The following is a 15,126-nucleotide window of genomic DNA, read 5'->3' as shown; positions in this document are numbered from 1 at the left end:
GTATTCCCTGGCGCGTAGCGCGGCCATGTCGGCGGAAATATCGGCGCAGGCGCGCAGTTCCACGCCGGCGAAAAGTGCTGCGTTGCGCAAATAGGTCATCGATATGTTGCCGCAACCGATAACGCCGATACCGAGCTTCGCTCCTGACTTTGCTTGCATTTTCCTTCCGACCTCCCGATGCGGCATCGCCGCAAACAACCCGCTGCAACGGCGGCGGACCATGTTCCCTACTCGCTATAGCGCATTTTAAATCTTGACGCGCGTAAAATTTTTATAGAGCATGTGAAAATGCTGGCTCGACATCCGAGGCCGCCAGCTCAAAACGATTGAGGAATTTTGCACTCATGAGCCTAGGAACCAAGGTGCGCCTTGCGCGCCTCTTCTCGCATCCGTCCGGGAAGCTTTTTGGCGGCGCGGTCGACCACTTTGTCGGCTACGGCGACGTGCGCAAAGGCGGGCTTGCCGATCTGCCCGGTGCGCTCGCGCGCGTCATGATGGGCAAACCCGACTACGTCAGCATCCAGCCCGGCACCGCGCGCCATCTGTGGCCGCAATATGCGGGCAAAGCGTCTCTGGTGATCCAGGCGGGCTGCTTCACCCCAGACGATCGCATCAGCGAGCTGATTGCAACGCCGGAGGATGCGGTGCGCGCCGGGGCCGATGCGTTGGCCGTTGCCATTCCGGTGCGCGGCGCGACCGAGGGTAAGTACATCCGCTGGCTGACCGACTCGGTGAATGCGGCGGCACGCTACGGCATGCCGGTGGTGGCGCATATCTACCCGCGCGATTTCACCGACGGAGCAAAAATCGTCTTCACCCCCGACGAGATCGCCTATGCGGCGCGCATCGGCTACGAGTCCGGCGTCGACGTGATCAAGATAGGCTACACGGGCGATTTCGAGTCGTTCCGAGAGACCGTCCGGACCTGCCCGGTGCCGGTTGTGATCGCGGGTGGTCCGAAGACCGAGACGCTGCTCGGCGCCCTTCAGCAGACGGCGGACGCCATACGTGCCGGCGCGCGCGGTGCCGTGGTCGGTCGCAATCTCTGGGGGCATGGCGATCCGGAGAAGGCGGCACTTGCCTTTCGGAGCGTCATCCATGACGGCCTTTCGGCAGAAGACGCCCTGGCGAAGGCGGGTGCCTGAACGATGCCCACCGTCCCTTCAATCCTCGGCTTCGGCGCTATTGCGATCGACGACATCGTCTATGTCGATCAGCCGTTGTCGGCGGGCAAGGGGAAGGTTCTGCAAACTGCCCGAACTTTCGGCGGAAATGTCGCGACGGCCCTTGCCGCCGTCGCGCGGCTCGGCGGAACCGCCGGGTTCGTCGGATGGCTAGCCAGTGCCGCTGACGACGCCGTGCTGTGCGATCTCGTTGCGAGCGGAGTTGAAACCGCATTCGCGCCGCGCCACCCGCACGCACGCCCGGTGCGCTCGCGGATCACCGTCGGCTCGGATGGGGAGAGGTTCATCGCGTATGACGACGAAGCGATGCTGGGCACCGCGCCAGACTTTCCGGACGAGGTCCTCAGCCGCGCGGCCGTCCTGATCGTCGATAGTTACGCGATCCGGTCGATGGATGTCGTGGCTCGGGCTCGCGATCTCGGCCTTGCAATCCTCGGCGATATCGAATGGAGCAGCGGCCCAGCCACCGAGAGGCTGATGGGGCTCTGCGACCATCTCATTCTTCCCCTCGGCTTCGCGCGGACTGCCACGGGCGGCCGATCGCCCGCCGAGATGCTCGACGCATTGTGGATGCCGTCGCGGTCCACCGTGGTTCTGACTGACGGCGGCAGGGGCGTCTATTATCGCGGACGCGACGAGGCAGGGCTCTGGCACCTGCCTCCGCACCGGGTTGCCGTCGTCGACTCGACCGGCGCCGGTGACTGCTTTCACGGTGCCTATGCCCATGCATTGACGCGCGGAGCCGAGACCGCAGGCCGGGTCGCATTCGCGGCCGCGGCCGCGGCCCTGTCGATAACGGGGCGTGGCGGGCGCGAGGCGCTGCCGACCGAGGGCCAGGTCACGGAACTCTTGGCATCGACGAAAGCCCCGTCGGCAGTCGAACTGAAATCTGCGCAGCTCGATACCGGAACATAGTTGAACTATCCGAGGAACATTCGCAGGCGAACATAGGCCGATAATAATCATAAAAACGAGCGGCTTAGCCTTGTGGAGGGAGGAAGATGGCAGAAGTCATTCTTGAGAATATCTGCAAGACCTATGGGAACAACTTTCACGCAATCGACCAATTGAACCTGTCGGTCGAGGATGGCGAATTCTTGATTCTCGTCGGGCCGTCCGGCTGCGGCAAATCCACCGCGCTGCGAATGATCGCGGGGCTGGAGGACGTGACAAGCGGCAGCCTTCGGATCGGCGGAGTCGACGTCGTCGACATGCCGCCCAAGGACCGCGACATCGCGATGGTCTTCCAGAGCTACGCGCTCTACCCGCATATGACGGTGTTCGAAAACATCGCCTTTTCGATGCGGCTGGCAGGCAAGCCGAAGGCCGAGCGCAAGAAGCGGGTGGACGAGATCGCCAAAACCCTTCAGCTGACATCTCTGCTCGACAGCAAACCCGCGAACCTTTCAGGCGGACAGCGTCAACGGGTTGCCATGGGCCGCGCCATGGTGCGCGAGCCGGCCGCCTTCCTCATGGACGAACCCCTTTCCAATCTGGACGCGAAGTTGCGTGTTCAAATGCGCGCCGAAATCACCAGCCTGCAAAAGCAACTCGGCGTCACGACCATATACGTGACCCACGACCAAACCGAGGCGATGACGATGGGGGACAGGGTCGCGGTGTTGAAAGGCGGCGTGCTGCAGCAGGTCGACACTCCCAAGAGACTCTATGAATCGCCGGTAAACGCCTTCGTTGCCGGCTTCATCGGTTCTCCTTCGATGAACCTGTTCGAGGCGACGCTGACGGGCGACGAACTGATGTCCGGCACCTTCGCCATCCGGCTGCAGGACGCAGCCTTCGTGCGCAGGCCGTCCTTGAGGACGTATGCAGGGCGCAAGGTCGTGTTCGGGATCCGACCGGAGGATCTCTATGACAGCAGTCTCGAATCCGGCCGCAGATATCAGACGATCCCGGCAAAGGTGACCTCGATCGAAGAACTCGGGTCCGAACACATCGTTCATCTCAGCATCGACGCGGTGCGGGTGGACTCCGGCGATCCGGACGCGGTGCAGGATTTCGGCATGACCTCGAACGCGGTGGCGAAATTCGAACCGGTCAGCACAGTCCTGCCCGGCTCGGAGATCCGCTTGGCCGTAGACGACGCCAAGCTCCATTTCTTCGATCCCGAAACGCATCTGGCGATCTGAAGATTTGTCGCAGAGCCCGCAGGCAGGAGCGATGCGCCTGCGAAAGTACTCGTAAGAAGACTTCTGAATGAAGCAGACGATCGTCCGCATTGTGCGGTCGATCTTAAGAAGGAGGAGAAAATGACGTTTCGGATACGACCCGCGATGCTGAAAATGGCCGCGGCCGCATGGCTGCTCGGCGCAACCGGCGCCATGGCGGACACGACGCTGGAATTCACGCAGTGGTGGGAGCCAGAGCTGCCCGCAGGCTCCTTGCGCAAAATCATGGACGAGTTCGAGGCTGCAAACCCCGGGATCAAGGTGACGCTGGTCAGCGGCCCCTATGCGACCACGCGAGACCAGATCTCGGTCGGTGCTGCGACCGGAACGCTTAGCGACGTTGTCGGTCTCGATGGCGCCTGGGTGAACAATCTGAATGCGCAAGGTGCGCTTTCCGACATGAACCCGATGATGGATGCGAGCAAGTTCGACAAAGCCCAGGTCGCGGACATCATCAAGGTGGACGGCAAGGCGGTGATGTTCCCGGTCGCTTCGTTCGTCTATCCGGTGTTCGTCAATCTGGACCTCGCCGCCCAGGCAGGCGTGACCAGGCTGCCGTCGACCCGCGCGGAGTTCCTCGAAGCCGCCAAGAAGATGACCCATGCCGACAAGAACCAGTATGGCTGGGTGCTGCCGCTGTCGCTGCAGACGCCGTCCGGCGTTCAGAACGACATGATGTCGTGGGTTTGGGCTTCGGGCCAGTCGATGATGGCGAATGGCAAGCCCGACCTCGAGGGCAAACCGGTGGTGGATATGCTCAGCTTCGTGAAATCGCTCAACGACGCCGGCACCATCTCGCCCGGCATCGCCACCAAGACCGAACAGGAAAAGGTCGAGGAATTCGTCAACGACCGGGTCGGGATGATGATCGACTCGCTCGCGCATGTGAACCTCATCCGCAAACGCAATCCCAAGCTGAACTTCGACCTCATCCCGGTCCCGGTCGTGGAGAACTACAACGGAAAGCGCGGCCTTCCCTATGCCTCCTGGGGCATCGGTATCTCTGCCGGCTCGAAGCACCAGGAGGAGGCCTGGAAGCTCGTCCAATATCTGATGAGTGAAAAGGTGAACGCCAAGCTCGTGTCGCTTGCAAACGCCTTCCCGGGCAACGTCAACGCCAAGCCCGATTTCGTGACGTCCGACAAGGCATTCGCAAAGGCTTTCGAAATCTTCAAGACCGGTTATCTCGCCAACGAGTTCACGGGTCTGCCGGTGGCGGAAGACCTGATGACCCAGTTCGACGTGGAAGCCCAGAAGATGCTTGCCGGCGAGCAGTCTCCGGAACAAGCCGCAGCCAACGCTCAAAAGGGCTGGATGGCGAAATTCTGATCGGCCTGTTCCCCGTTCACTTTCTCGACCGGGTGGCCTGACTTCGGGCAGGCCACCCGGCCACAACGGATCGGTGGACCCGTGTTCCGAAGCTCACCTTCTCTTGAAGGCGTATTTCAAGGTTGGCACATGACCCCGCAGAAGCGCTCCCATCACAGACTGAAACGAGCGGTCGCACCCTATCTCTATCTGTCGCCCTCGCTCCTCATAGTCGGTCTTCTGATGCTGCTGCCGATGGTGACGGTGATTGCCTATTCGTTCCAGAACAGCGCGGTGCTGCGCCGTGACCCATCCTTTGCCGGACTGAAACACTACCAGGCGATCTTTGCCGATCCGGTGTTTTGGGCTTCGCTGTGGCACACGCTCTACTTCACTTGCATGAGTGTCGTTTTCCACATGACCATCGGCATGGTCTTCGCACTCATGCTGAACAGCGACCGCATCAATCCGACGCTGCGCAATATTCTGCGCGTGCTCTACATACTGCCTTGGCTGTTCACTGCGGTGATTATCGCTGTGATCTGGCGCCTCCTGCTTGAGCCGAACGGGGTCGTGAACAGTATTCTCATGCAGATGGGCATCATCGGTTCCAAGGTCGAGTGGTTTTCCTCGCCCGAGACCGCGCTGCACGCCGTCACCTTCGCCAATATCTGGGCGGGGTACCCGCTTTTCATGGTCAGCCTGCTCGCAGGCCTGCAGGGCATTCCCAAGGATTTCTACGAGGCCGCCGATATCGACGGCGCCAAGGCCTACCAGAAGCTGATCTTCATCACGATCCCGCAGTTGATGCCGATCATCATCAGCATCTCGCTGCTCGACTTCATCTGGACCATGCAGGTCTTCCCACTGATCTGGATAACGACGGGCGGTGGCCCGATCTACTCGACCGAGGTCCTCAGCACCTACACCTACAAGCTGGCGTTTTCGAGCTACAACCTGTCTCAGGCGTCGGCGAGCGCTGTGGTCATTCTGCTGATCTCGCTTGGCCTGACGCTGTTCTACATCCGTTATCAAAAGGCTCGGTAGTCACCATGAGGAAAAGGCACACGCCGAAAGACAGGCTGATCACCGTCGCGCTGCATGTCGCGCTTGCCGCGGGGCTGTTCTTCGCGGCCTTCCCGATCTACTGGATGCTCAGCAGCTCGTTCAAGTCGAATACCGAGATCTTTGCCCTGCCGCCAACCATCCTGCCGAAGGCCTTCACGGTGGAAGCCTATGCAGCCATCCTCGGCGACCCGGTGAAGCTGCGCTTCTTCTTCAACAGCTACTTCGTGGCGGCAGCGGTGACCGTGCTGACGGTGCTGATCGCCTTGCTGGCGGCCTACGGGTTCAGCCGCTTCAACTTTCGCGGCAAGGGCAGCCTGAACACACTCATCATCAGCACGCAGACGATTCCGCCGATCACGCTTCTCATCCCCTTCTTCGGGCTTGTCGTCTCATATGGCATCTTTGACACCTATATCGCGCTGATCCTGACTTACCTGGTGTTTACGCTGCCCTACGCGATCCTGCTGATGACGGGATATCTCAACACCTTGCCCCGCGATCTCGATGAAGCGGTGGCTGTCGACGGCGGCACCAGTTGGACAGCGCTTTGGCGGGTGATCGTCCCGATCTCGCTGCCTGGTATCGTGGCGACGTCGGTCTACACCTTCCTGTTATGCTGGAACGAATTTCTCTTTGCGCTGACGCTGACCAAGTCGACGTCCATGCGCACCGTGCCGATCGGCATCCAGCTGTTGATGGGGCAGCACGCCTTCGAATGGAACCAGATGATGGCGATGAGCGTGCTCGGCTCGTTACCGCTTTTGCTCATCTACCTCGTTGCCCAGAGATTCTTCCTCGCCGGCATGACCGCGGGCTCAGTCAAGTAGGATGTCTATCCCATGAAGACGCAGAGCGACATCAAGGAATGGGCGGTATCAAGGAATGAACGAATGAACGTGAAAGACCTCAAAGTCGGCTGCCAGACTTTTACCTGGGAGATGCTCGGCGACCGTTTTGGCGGCGGCCCGGACGATCTCATCAAGGCGATTTCCGACGGCGGCTATGCCGGCATCGAGATCACCGACACGATGATCGGTCGCTATGCCGGCAAGCTTGCGGAGTTCGCCGCCGCGTTGAAGGCATCCGGCCTCATGCTGGTCTCGTTCGCCTTCGGCTCGAAGAGCGGCTTCACGCTCAAGGAGAAAATCGGCGAGGACCTCGAAACCGCCGGTCGCTGGATCGACTTCGCCGCCGCCTTTCCGGGAGCGCTGGTGTCGATGGGCTCGGCAACCGTCGTCTCCGACGGCCCGCGCGACGACAAATTCGCCATCGCCGCCGAGGTCTACAACAAGGCCGGCGAACTTGGGCGCAAGGCCGGCGTGCAGGTGGCTGTACATCCGAGCTCGCATCACAACACGCTGCTCTTCGACCGCGCCGATTATGACCGCATCTTCTCCCTGATTGACCTATCGCTGGTCGGCTGGGTGCCGGATACCGGACACATCTTGCGCGGCCGTCAGGACATGGCCGACACGCTCACCACCTATCGCGACCGCATTCGCTATGTGCATCTGAAAGACGTCGATGCCAACGGCAATTGGGCGATGCTCGGCCAGGGTGTCTGCGACACGGCTAAGGTGATCGAGATCGCCAGCGCCGCGCCCAACTTCAACGGCTGGCTGGTGCTGGAGGAGGAATCCGAAACCGCCGCCGCCGATCCGGCTGGCGCGGTGAAGACCAATCGCCAGACCATGCGCGGCTACGGGGCTTGAGGCGATGATCCGCAAACAAGACCGTCGTCTTCGTGTCGGTGTGCTCGGCTGCGGGCCGATCGCGCAGTTCGCGCATCTGGAATCCTGCGTGAAGGCAGCCAATGCCGACCTCTACGCGATCTGCGACGCGGCGCCCGACCTGCTTGCGCGCATGAGCGCCACCTACGAGCCGCAAAAAATGTATGGCGACTATGACGAGATGCTCGCCGACCCCAAGTTGGAGGCGGTGATCGTCGCGACGTCCGACGCCTACCACGTGCCGATGTCGATCAGGGCGCTCGAAGCAGGCAAGCACGTGCTTTGCGAAAAGCCGATCGGCATTTCCGTCGAAGAAGGCGAGGGGCTGGCGGAAGCGGTCAAGCGCTCCGGCAAGGTGCTTCAGGTCGGGCATATGAAGCGCTTCGACCCGGCGCTGGAGGCGGCGCGCGATTTCGTGCGCGACGAGATGGGCGAGATCCTGGCGTTGAAGGCCTGGTATTGCGATTCCACCCACCGCTACACCAATACCGACGCCGTGCAGCCGCTGCCCGTCACCAGCAAGCTGGCGAGGAAGCCGGCCGGCAATCCGAAGGCGGACCTGAGACAGTATTTCATGCTGGCGCATGGCTCGCATCTGGTCGACACGGCGCGCTTCCTGTGCGGCGAAATCACCGCCGTGCGCGCGCGGCTCAACGAACGCTTCGGCGCTTATTGCTGGTTCGTCGAGACGGAGTTCGCCAATGGGGCGCTCGGCCATCTCGACCTGACCGTTGCGGTGCGCATGGACTGGCACGAGGGCTTCCAGCTCTATGGCGAGAACGGCTCGGTCATCGCGAAGACCTTCAATCCCTGGTATTTCCGCGCCAGCGAGGTCGACATTTTTCATGAGAAGGACGCGACGTCGCGCAAGCCGCTCGGCGCCGACGGCCACTTCTTTCGCCGCCAACTGGAAGGCCTCGCCGACACGGTGCTCAACGGCGCGCCACAGCGCGGCGCTACCGTGGAGGACGGGCTCGCTTCGATCCGCGCCATGGTGGCGATCGCCCGCTCGGTCGAAAGCGGCCAGCGCGTTGAGCTCGCCGGCGTCACCGGAGCGATCTGATGCAGGTCGGGGTGTTCGCCAAGATTTTTCCAGGCGGCGAGCCGGCCGGCGTGCTCGCCGCCGTTCGCGAAGCGGGCTTCGCAGTCACCCAGTTCAACCTTGGCTGCGCCGGCCTGCCGTCGATGCCGGACGATGTTCCCGACGAAGCGATCCGTACGATCGATGCCGCCGCTAAGGCTAGCGGCATCGGTCTCGTCGCGCTGTCGGGAACCTACAACATGGCGCATCCGGACAGCCGGGTGCGCGATGACGGGCTGCGGCGGCTCGGGGTGGTCATTGAGGCAGCCGCCAGGCTTTCGATCCCGCTGGTGACACTGTGCACCGGAACGCGCAACGCCGAGGACCAATGGGCACACCACCCCGACAATGCCGATCCCTCGGCTTGGGCCGACATGGCGCGGGAAATGGACAAGGCGCTTCAGCTCGCCGAGCACCAGGGCGTCGATCTCGGCATCGAGCCGGAGCAAGCCAACATCGTCACCTCCGCCGATGACGCCGCGCGGCTGATTTCCGAGATGGGTTCGAACCGGCTGCGTATCGTGCTCGACCCCGCCAATCTGTTCGAGCGAGCGAATGCCGACGAGGCACGCGCCATCGTTGCCGAAGCGGTCGAGCGCACGGCGGGTCATGTCTCTTTGGCGCACGCCAAGGACCGCTTCGCCGACGGGCGCTTCGCCACGGCCGGACAAGGCGTCGTCGACTTCGCCGACTTCGTCGCTCGCCTGAGGGCCACAGGCTTCGACGGGCCGCTGGTGACGCACGGGCTTTCGGCCGAGGAAGCGCCGGGCGTCGCCCGCTTCCTCAAGGGGCTTATGTGATGGGCACGCTGCTGCGCGACGGTGCCACGCTGCATATGACCGACACCGGCGAAGGCCTGGCGGTCGTCTTTCAGCATGGGCTCGGCGGCGGCGAGGCGCAGGTCGCGCAGACTTTCCCCGCAGGCTTCCGGCGCATCACGCTGGAATGCCGCGGGCATGGCGGCTCTGGGCTTGGCAAGCGGCGGCCGTTCTCGTTCGAAATCTTCGCTGACGATGTGCTTGCCGCCGCGGATCGTGCCGGCCTCGACCGCTTCGTTGCCGGCGGCGTCTCGATGGGCGCCGCGATCGCGCTTCGCCTCGCCTGCCGTCATCCGCGGCGCGTCGCCGCCCTGGTCCTGGTGCGGCCGGCATGGACGTTTTCGCCGGCACCGCAGAACATGCGGCCGATCACCGAGGCCGCCGAGCTCATCCTGGAACACGGGGCCGACAAAGGGCGGACGATCTTCGCACGATCGGACACGGCCACGCGGCTCTACCGCGAGGCGCCCGACAATCTGGCCTCGCTGCTCGGCTATTTCGACCGGCCCGACGCCAAGGGGTTCGCGCAAGTGCTCGCCGACATCGCCAGCGACGGTCCAGGCGTTTCCGACCGCGACGTCGCGGCGCTCGACATTCCTGCGCTGGTCGTCGGCAATCCGATGGACGCGGTGCATCCGCTGTCGAGCGCCTACACGCTTGCCGCCGCGATGCCCCACGCGGTCTTCGCCGAGATCACGCCGAAGGCGCGCAACAGCGCCAGACATTTCATCGAACTGCACGAGCAGATCAGTTCCTTCCTCCAGTCCAACTCGAATGCCCGGAGCCTCATTCCGTCATGACCGCCAAACCCGTCTCCGGACCCGCGGCAATAGCCGCACTGCCGCGCAACCGGCTTATCGGCGAATTCTCGCTGTGGTCGGCGGATCTCGCCAATATGGAGCGCGACCTGAAGCGCATCGAAGCCCATGTCGATCTGCACCATATCGACGTGGCGGATGCCCGCTTCACGCCAGGCTTCCTGTTCTTCCCCGACATGGTGGCGCGCATCGCCAAGCTGACGGCGAAGCCGATCCACGTCCATCTGATGGTCGAGGCCGAGATCGTCGAGGCTCAGACGCGCCAGTTCATCGAGGCTGGTGCCGATCTCGTAACCATCCATGCCGAGAATGGCGCGGCAGGCTTGCGCGCCGTGAAGCTGGCGCGTGAGCTCGGCGCGGAGGCCGGCGTGGTGCTGCGGCTGGAGACGCCCCTTGAAGCGATCGAGCCGTTCCTGCCACGCGTGGCCTTCGTGACGCTGCTCGGCACCTCGATCGGGGTCAAGGGACAGAGCCTGTCCGAGGAGGCCTGCCCAAGGCTGACCGAGGCTCGCGCGCTGATGAGGAAGGCCGGCCGCGAGGCCGACATCCGGCTCGCAGCCGATGGCGGCATCCGCCATGAGACGGTGCCGCTGCTGCGTGCCGCCGGCGCCGACACGGTGGTGCTGGGCTCGCTCGCTTTCGGCGATCCCGATCTCGCCCAGCGCATGGCCTGGCTGCATGGACTGAAGGCCGCCGCCTGATGAGCACGATCGCCCTTGCCTTCGATCTCGGCGGCACGGAACTGCGCGGCGCGCTGGTCGAGCGCAGCGGCGAAGTCGTTAAGCGCGTCTCGGCGCCGACGCTTGCCGGCGCCGGATCGGAAGCGGTCATCGGCCAGATCATCGCGCTTGCGGACAGGCTGCTTAAAGAACACCCGCAGGCAAAGGTCAGCGGCATCGGCATGTGCGCGCCGGGGCCGCTCGACCCCAAGGCAGGCATCGTCATCGGGCCGCCGACGCTCGCCGGCTGGCACAACGTGCCGCTGATCGACATCCTCAGCCGCCAGTTCGGCTTGCCGGTACGGCTGGAGAACGACGCCAATGCCGCGGCGCTCGGCGAGTGGCGTTTCGGCGCCGGCCGCGGCGCGGGCTCGCTGGTGTTCGTCACCGTCTCGACCGGCATCGGCGGCGGCGTGGTTGCTGATGGCCACATCTACCATGGAAGGCGCGGGCTCGCGGCCGAGATCGGCCACATGACGATCACCGGCGAAGGCGACCGCTGTTTCTGCGGCAACGTCGGCTGCTTCGAGGCCGTTGCTTCCGGCACCGCGCTCGGGCGCCGGGCGACCCGCCTCACCAAGCCAGGCGACGGCTCGGTGCTCAGACGTCTTTCCGACGACGGCGACGTCTCGGCCCGGCATGTCGTGGATGCCGCGCGCGCCGGCGACGCGGCCGCCTGCGAACTGGTCGAGACCGAGGCGAAATGGCTGGGCATCGGCTTCACCAATCTCCTGCATCTCTATTCGCCGAACCTGATCGTCATGGGCGGCGGCCTCGCAAACGGGTTCGATCTGCTGGCGCCGGGCATCAGGGCGACGGTCGAGGAACGCGCCATGCAAGCCTATCGCGACGTGCCGATCGTGCCGGCCGAGCTCGGCGACCGCGCCGGGCTGGTCGGCGCGGCAAGCCTGATCCTGTGGGAGGGCGAGCCGGGAACGGCGCTGGCGATGGTGCAGAATGAGCAGACGAAGCCCGTCGAAAAGGCCGGCGCTTCGGCCCGATCGATCATCGAACGGATGAAGGAGAGCGAAGGGAACTGAGACCGCTCGCCTTCCTATTGTCCGCGCCCGGCTCGGTCTTGGGCTGAGGTCGCGCCAGAAGATAAAGGGCGGCCACGTGCGTAATCATCAGCAGGGGCACATAGATGATCGGGATCGCGTATGCGGCGCCCAGCTGCCCGGCCTGCTCGGGCAGATGAAGCACGGTGCCGTGATAGTAATCGCCGACGAGGTCGACTATTCCTACCAGATTGAAGGCTGCGACGGACGGCCAGAAGATCGAGGGCCGCCTCACGCCAAGCAGCGCCAGCATGGCCAGCAGCCCGGTCGCGAAATCTCCATAGGCGGCAAAGACGGCGAAGTCCGCCGGGAGGTTCGGGCCAACGACGCCCGGAACCAGGAAGGCCAGCCCGAAGAATCGGAAGCTGTGCAGCGTCGCGATGGCGCGCTGCGCCTCGACGCGGTCCATGAGCCTGAGCCTCGGCCAGATATAGGCGCCGAAGCAAAGCAGCCACGGGACGTAGCCCAGGAGGAGATGGATGCTGAAGATCGTGGCCGGCGTCATTCTTGTCTCCCGTCAGACATTGGCTGGAACGGCTTCGAATACCGCCGTCAGGATACCGAGACGGCCTTCCAACAGAGATTTAGCGAAGGCGGCGGCCCCGACGCCCGCAACCGCACGCGATCCAAATCGTCCGTCATTGCCACTTCCCTCCAGCCTTCCAATCGACAACACAGATACGACCGCTTTGTGCCGGGAACTATCCGCGATAATCTCAATGGGTCATGAAGCAAAACTTCACAGTCCGGCATGGCGCCCTCGACGGCGTCGAGGCGTTCCTGAGCGTCGCCAGGCATCGCAATTTCCGCAAGGCGGCGGCGGAGCTCGGCGTCACGCCATCGGCGATCAGCCAGGCGGTGCGGACATTGGAAGCGCGCATCGGCGCCGCGCTGTTCGTCCGCACGACACGCAGCGTCGGCCTGACCGAAGCCGGCGAGCGTTTTTTCTCGCGTGCCCGGCCAGCCTTCGAGGAATTGATAGCAGCAAGCGAGGTCGCGCGCGAAGTCGGCCAGCGGCCGGCTGGGCTTTTGCGCCTGTCGGTACCGCCTGCGGTGGTGCCGACGCTGCTGGAGCCGATGATCGCGTCCTTCTGCCAGGCCTATCCCGAGATCGAGCTGGAGATCGTCGCTAGCGGCGAGCTGGCGGACCTCGCAGCCGAGGGATTCGACGCCGGTATCCGGCTCGGCGACCTCATCGCGGCCGACATGGTCGCGGTTCGACTGACGCCGTCCTTCCCGATGGTGGTCGTCGGCAGTCCCGACTATCTACGCCGGCGAACAACGCCGGAGCGCATCGAGGATCTGCGCCACCATGCCTGCCTGCGCCTGCGCCGATCGAACGGTTCGGTCGCGCCGTGGCGCTTCGCCAAAGGCAACAAGGCGGTCGAGGCAATCGTTTCCGGGCCGTTCATTGCACACGACTATCCCACGCTGCTTGGCGCTGCGATCCAGGGCGCCGGGCTTGCCCAGGTGCCAAGCCCGATTGCCGCCGCGGCGCTCGCGGACGGGCGCCTCGAAACGCTGCTTTCGGCCTTCGCCGCGACATCGCCGGGTGTCTTCCTCTACTACCCGGAAAAACATCAGGTCCTGCCCAAACTGCGCGCATTCATCGATCACATCAGGCATCGAGGCGGCGCCGAGACCTCCCGAACGGCCGCGGGAACGGCAGGCTCAGGTCTAGCGCATCAGGCCGATCGGGCAGCGATCCACGACTGGATGGGGTGGCGATAGCGCAGGCCGGCGTCAAAGTATCGGTAGTGCCGCTTCCGCAGGTGCATGACACGGTGAAGCAAGGCCTGATCTCGCCGCTGGTGGCGCTGACCCGCGCCAAGGGCATGTCAGCCTATCTCGGCCTAACGGGGCACACGCTTCCTTCAGGCGCGGAGCAGATCAGCGAGGCTGTCGGACTTCTCGACCTTGTCGGTGAGATCGAGCCCCGAGAGCAGATCGACCAGATGGCTGTTCATCAGCGCCGCGGCGTCGGCGCTGTCGCCGGCTTCAATGGCGTCGACCAGCGCGTGATGGGCATGTTTCTCGCAGGTCGCGTCGCGGCGTTTCCAGTAGAGCGCGATGATCAGCGAGGAATGCGAGACGAGGTCGCGCACGAAGTTGGTGAATACCGAATGCGCCGCGATCTCGGCGATGCCGACATGGAAGCGCGCCGACAGCATGATGGCGTCGCTGTCGCGACCGGCATGCAGCGCCTCATGCTCCTTCTCCAGGTGCATTCGCAATTGCGCGATGTCGGAGGGCACCGCAGCCTTTGCGGCGAGCGCCGCCACCTTGGGTTCGATCAGTGCCCTCGCCTCGAACACTTCGCGCGCCTCGATCTTCGAGGGCTGTGCGACGAAGGCGCCGCGGTTGGGCTCCAGCCGCGCCAGCCGGTCATGCGCAAGGGCTTGCAAGGCGGCGCGGACGACGGTGCGACTCACCGAATAGATCGACGCCAGCTCGTCCTCCGGCAGCTTGGTGCCCGGGGCGAGACGATGGCTGACGATGGCGTCTCTCAGCCCATAGTAGATCGGCGACCAGCGCGCTGCCGGCTTGTCGTCGCGATCGTCTTCTCTGAGTACCGTCAACATGCTTTCAATGCGCAGGCCCGACGCGGCCCGCTCTGCCCCCAAATCGCCAGCGGCCGGTCCAATCTAATGGCGCTCGCGCCCCGGTCAATCCCGCGGGACCGATCTCCCGGGGCCACGTTTACCCAGGCGAACCGGCGCCCGGGGGAGACGCCGAAGCGAAGATACCCGCGAAACGCTTGCCTCGCGGGGCGGCATAGCCGCCGATCTTCGATGTCTTCAAGCCGACCTTGAACAGGCTCTCGGCCAGGGTGACGGCGCAGACGACGCCGTCAAGCACCGGAACGCCATGCTCTTCCGACAGGCTGTGCGCAAGGTCGGCCATGCCGGCGCAGCCCAGCACGATCGCCTCGGCGTGATCCTCGCGAATGGCGCGCGCGATCTCGTCCGAGATCCGATGCCTGGCGTTCGAGCCTGGCCGTTCAAGCTCGAGCACGGCGACTTCCGACGAGCGCACTTTGGCGCAGCGCGAGGAAAGACCGTATTTCGCAAGGTTGTGCTCGATGGCGGGGACTGAGCGGGCGAGCGTGGTGACGACGCTGAACTTGCCGGCGACAAGGCTGGCGAGATGGAAGGC

At 64.0% G+C, this 15,126-nt stretch carries 16 protein-coding genes and 2 pseudogenes; 14 read left to right on the top strand and 4 right to left on the bottom strand.

All coding sequences use genetic code 11. The features are described 5' to 3' along the window. Positions 1–159 (bottom strand): annotated as a pseudogene (locus tag EOA75_RS15755) (gfo/Idh/MocA family oxidoreductase); the annotation flags it as partial. Positions 160–344: 185 nt separating this feature from the next. On the opposite strand from EOA75_RS15755, the gene EOA75_RS15750 reads away from it, so the two are divergent. The 12 genes from EOA75_RS15750 (at position 345) to EOA75_RS15695 (ending at position 11,952) form a co-directional block, all read left to right on the top strand. After that, a complete protein-coding gene (locus EOA75_RS15750) occupies positions 345–1,145 on the top strand; it encodes a class I fructose-bisphosphate aldolase (protein WP_095800983.1) in 801 nt (266 codons plus the stop codon). A 3-nt stretch (positions 1,146–1,148) separates the two neighbouring features. Continuing rightward, positions 1,149–2,099, top strand: coding sequence for a PfkB family carbohydrate kinase (locus tag EOA75_RS15745; RefSeq protein WP_127324619.1), 951 nt, complete (start codon positions 1,149–1,151; stop codon positions 2,097–2,099). An 86-nt stretch (positions 2,100–2,185) separates the two neighbouring features. Next, entirely contained in the window at positions 2,186–3,331 is a 1,146-nt protein-coding gene (locus EOA75_RS15740) for an ABC transporter ATP-binding protein (RefSeq protein ID WP_127324618.1), read from the top strand. A gap of 120 nt (positions 3,332–3,451) precedes the next feature. After that, on the top strand, positions 3,452–4,699 hold the full coding sequence (locus EOA75_RS15735; protein WP_127324617.1) for a sugar ABC transporter substrate-binding protein: 1,248 nt from the start codon (positions 3,452–3,454) through the stop codon (positions 4,697–4,699). A gap of 129 nt (positions 4,700–4,828) precedes the next feature. After that, positions 4,829–5,725: a sugar ABC transporter permease gene (locus EOA75_RS15730; protein WP_127324616.1), complete on the top strand. Its 897-nt coding sequence runs from the start codon at positions 4,829–4,831 to the stop codon at positions 5,723–5,725. A gap of 5 nt (positions 5,726–5,730) precedes the next feature. After that, a complete protein-coding gene (locus tag EOA75_RS15725; RefSeq protein ID WP_127324615.1) occupies positions 5,731–6,573 on the top strand; it encodes a carbohydrate ABC transporter permease in 843 nt (280 codons plus the stop codon). A 63-nt stretch (positions 6,574–6,636) separates the two neighbouring features. After that, the gene (locus tag EOA75_RS15720; protein WP_127324620.1) at positions 6,637–7,458 is read left to right on the top strand and encodes a sugar phosphate isomerase/epimerase; all 822 of its coding nucleotides are present in this window, start codon (positions 6,637–6,639) and stop codon (positions 7,456–7,458) included. A 4-nt stretch (positions 7,459–7,462) separates the two neighbouring features. Continuing rightward, entirely contained in the window at positions 7,463–8,539 is a 1,077-nt protein-coding gene (locus EOA75_RS15715; protein WP_127324614.1) for a Gfo/Idh/MocA family oxidoreductase, read from the top strand. Beyond that, entirely contained in the window at positions 8,539–9,357 is an 819-nt protein-coding gene (locus tag EOA75_RS15710) for a sugar phosphate isomerase/epimerase family protein (RefSeq protein ID WP_127324613.1), read from the top strand. Before EOA75_RS15715 ends, EOA75_RS15710 begins: the two co-directional genes overlap by 1 nt. Continuing rightward, the gene (locus tag EOA75_RS15705; protein ID WP_127324612.1) at positions 9,357–10,175 is read left to right on the top strand and encodes an alpha/beta hydrolase; all 819 of its coding nucleotides are present in this window, start codon (positions 9,357–9,359) and stop codon (positions 10,173–10,175) included. The genes EOA75_RS15710 and EOA75_RS15705 overlap by 1 nt, the downstream gene beginning before the upstream one ends. Then, positions 10,172–10,894 (top strand): ribulose-phosphate 3-epimerase, encoded by a 723-nt coding sequence (locus EOA75_RS15700; RefSeq protein WP_095800992.1) that lies wholly within the window; start codon positions 10,172–10,174, stop codon positions 10,892–10,894. Before EOA75_RS15705 ends, EOA75_RS15700 begins: the two co-directional genes overlap by 4 nt. Continuing rightward, positions 10,894–11,952: an ROK family protein gene (locus EOA75_RS15695; protein WP_245466646.1), complete on the top strand. Its 1,059-nt coding sequence runs from the start codon at positions 10,894–10,896 to the stop codon at positions 11,950–11,952. Before EOA75_RS15700 ends, EOA75_RS15695 begins: the two co-directional genes overlap by 1 nt. On the opposite strand, the gene EOA75_RS15690 is transcribed toward EOA75_RS15695, so the two are convergent. Next, a complete protein-coding gene (locus EOA75_RS15690; protein WP_245322304.1) occupies positions 11,918–12,475 on the bottom strand; it encodes a hypothetical protein in 558 nt (185 codons plus the stop codon). The two genes, EOA75_RS15695 and EOA75_RS15690, sit on opposite strands and share 35 nt — an antisense overlap. A gap of 221 nt (positions 12,476–12,696) precedes the next feature. Here EOA75_RS15690 and EOA75_RS15685 point away from each other — a divergent pair, with 221 nt between their 5' ends. Further along, positions 12,697–13,701: a LysR family transcriptional regulator gene (locus EOA75_RS15685; RefSeq protein WP_127324611.1), complete on the top strand. Its 1,005-nt coding sequence runs from the start codon at positions 12,697–12,699 to the stop codon at positions 13,699–13,701. 5 nt (positions 13,702–13,706) lie between these two features. After that, positions 13,707–13,823 (top strand): annotated as a pseudogene (locus tag EOA75_RS35055) (NAD-dependent dehydratase); the annotation flags it as partial. A 21-nt stretch (positions 13,824–13,844) separates the two neighbouring features. Here the strand turns inward: EOA75_RS35055 and EOA75_RS15675 are convergent. Continuing rightward, the gene (locus EOA75_RS15675) at positions 13,845–14,552 is read right to left on the bottom strand and encodes a GntR family transcriptional regulator (protein WP_066989406.1); all 708 of its coding nucleotides are present in this window, start codon (positions 14,550–14,552) and stop codon (positions 13,845–13,847) included. A 118-nt stretch (positions 14,553–14,670) separates the two neighbouring features. Then, positions 14,671–15,126 (bottom strand): aspartate/glutamate racemase family protein (locus EOA75_RS15670; protein ID WP_245466645.1); only part of this gene is annotated, 456 nt, incomplete at its 5' end.

Source organism: Mesorhizobium sp. M1A.F.Ca.IN.022.07.1.1 (assembly GCF_003997575.1).
GTDB lineage: Bacteria > Pseudomonadota > Alphaproteobacteria > Rhizobiales > Rhizobiaceae > Mesorhizobium.
This window is presented reverse-complemented; position numbering and strand designations above follow the sequence as displayed.

Excerpts from the sequence above, each read along its gene's own strand:
- EOA75_RS15715 (WP_127324614.1), top strand. The coding sequence starts at position 7,463 with ATGATCCGCAAACAAGACCGTCGTCTTCGTGTCGGTGTGCTCGGCTGC.
- EOA75_RS15720 (WP_127324620.1), top strand. The coding sequence starts at position 6,637 with ATGAACGTGAAAGACCTCAAAGTCGGCTGCCAGACTTTTACCTGGGAG.
- EOA75_RS15710 (WP_127324613.1), top strand. The coding sequence starts at position 8,539 with ATGCAGGTCGGGGTGTTCGCCAAGATTTTTCCAGGCGGCGAGCCGGCC.
- EOA75_RS15675 (WP_066989406.1), bottom strand. The coding sequence starts at position 14,552 with ATGTTGACGGTACTCAGAGAAGACGATCGCGACGACAAGCCGGCAGCG.
- EOA75_RS15735 (WP_127324617.1), top strand. The coding sequence starts at position 3,452 with ATGACGTTTCGGATACGACCCGCGATGCTGAAAATGGCCGCGGCCGCA.
- EOA75_RS15695 (WP_245466646.1), top strand. The coding sequence starts at position 10,894 with ATGAGCACGATCGCCCTTGCCTTCGATCTCGGCGGCACGGAACTGCGC.
- EOA75_RS15745 (WP_127324619.1), top strand. The coding sequence starts at position 1,149 with ATGCCCACCGTCCCTTCAATCCTCGGCTTCGGCGCTATTGCGATCGAC.
- EOA75_RS15730 (WP_127324616.1), top strand. The coding sequence starts at position 4,829 with ATGACCCCGCAGAAGCGCTCCCATCACAGACTGAAACGAGCGGTCGCA.
- EOA75_RS15690 (WP_245322304.1), bottom strand. The coding sequence starts at position 12,475 with ATGACGCCGGCCACGATCTTCAGCATCCATCTCCTCCTGGGCTACGTC.
- EOA75_RS15750 (WP_095800983.1), top strand. The coding sequence starts at position 345 with ATGAGCCTAGGAACCAAGGTGCGCCTTGCGCGCCTCTTCTCGCATCCG.
- EOA75_RS15685 (WP_127324611.1), top strand. The coding sequence starts at position 12,697 with ATGAAGCAAAACTTCACAGTCCGGCATGGCGCCCTCGACGGCGTCGAG.
- EOA75_RS15725 (WP_127324615.1), top strand. The coding sequence starts at position 5,731 with ATGAGGAAAAGGCACACGCCGAAAGACAGGCTGATCACCGTCGCGCTG.
- EOA75_RS15700 (WP_095800992.1), top strand. The coding sequence starts at position 10,172 with ATGACCGCCAAACCCGTCTCCGGACCCGCGGCAATAGCCGCACTGCCG.
- EOA75_RS15740 (WP_127324618.1), top strand. The coding sequence starts at position 2,186 with ATGGCAGAAGTCATTCTTGAGAATATCTGCAAGACCTATGGGAACAAC.
- EOA75_RS15705 (WP_127324612.1), top strand. The coding sequence starts at position 9,357 with ATGGGCACGCTGCTGCGCGACGGTGCCACGCTGCATATGACCGACACC.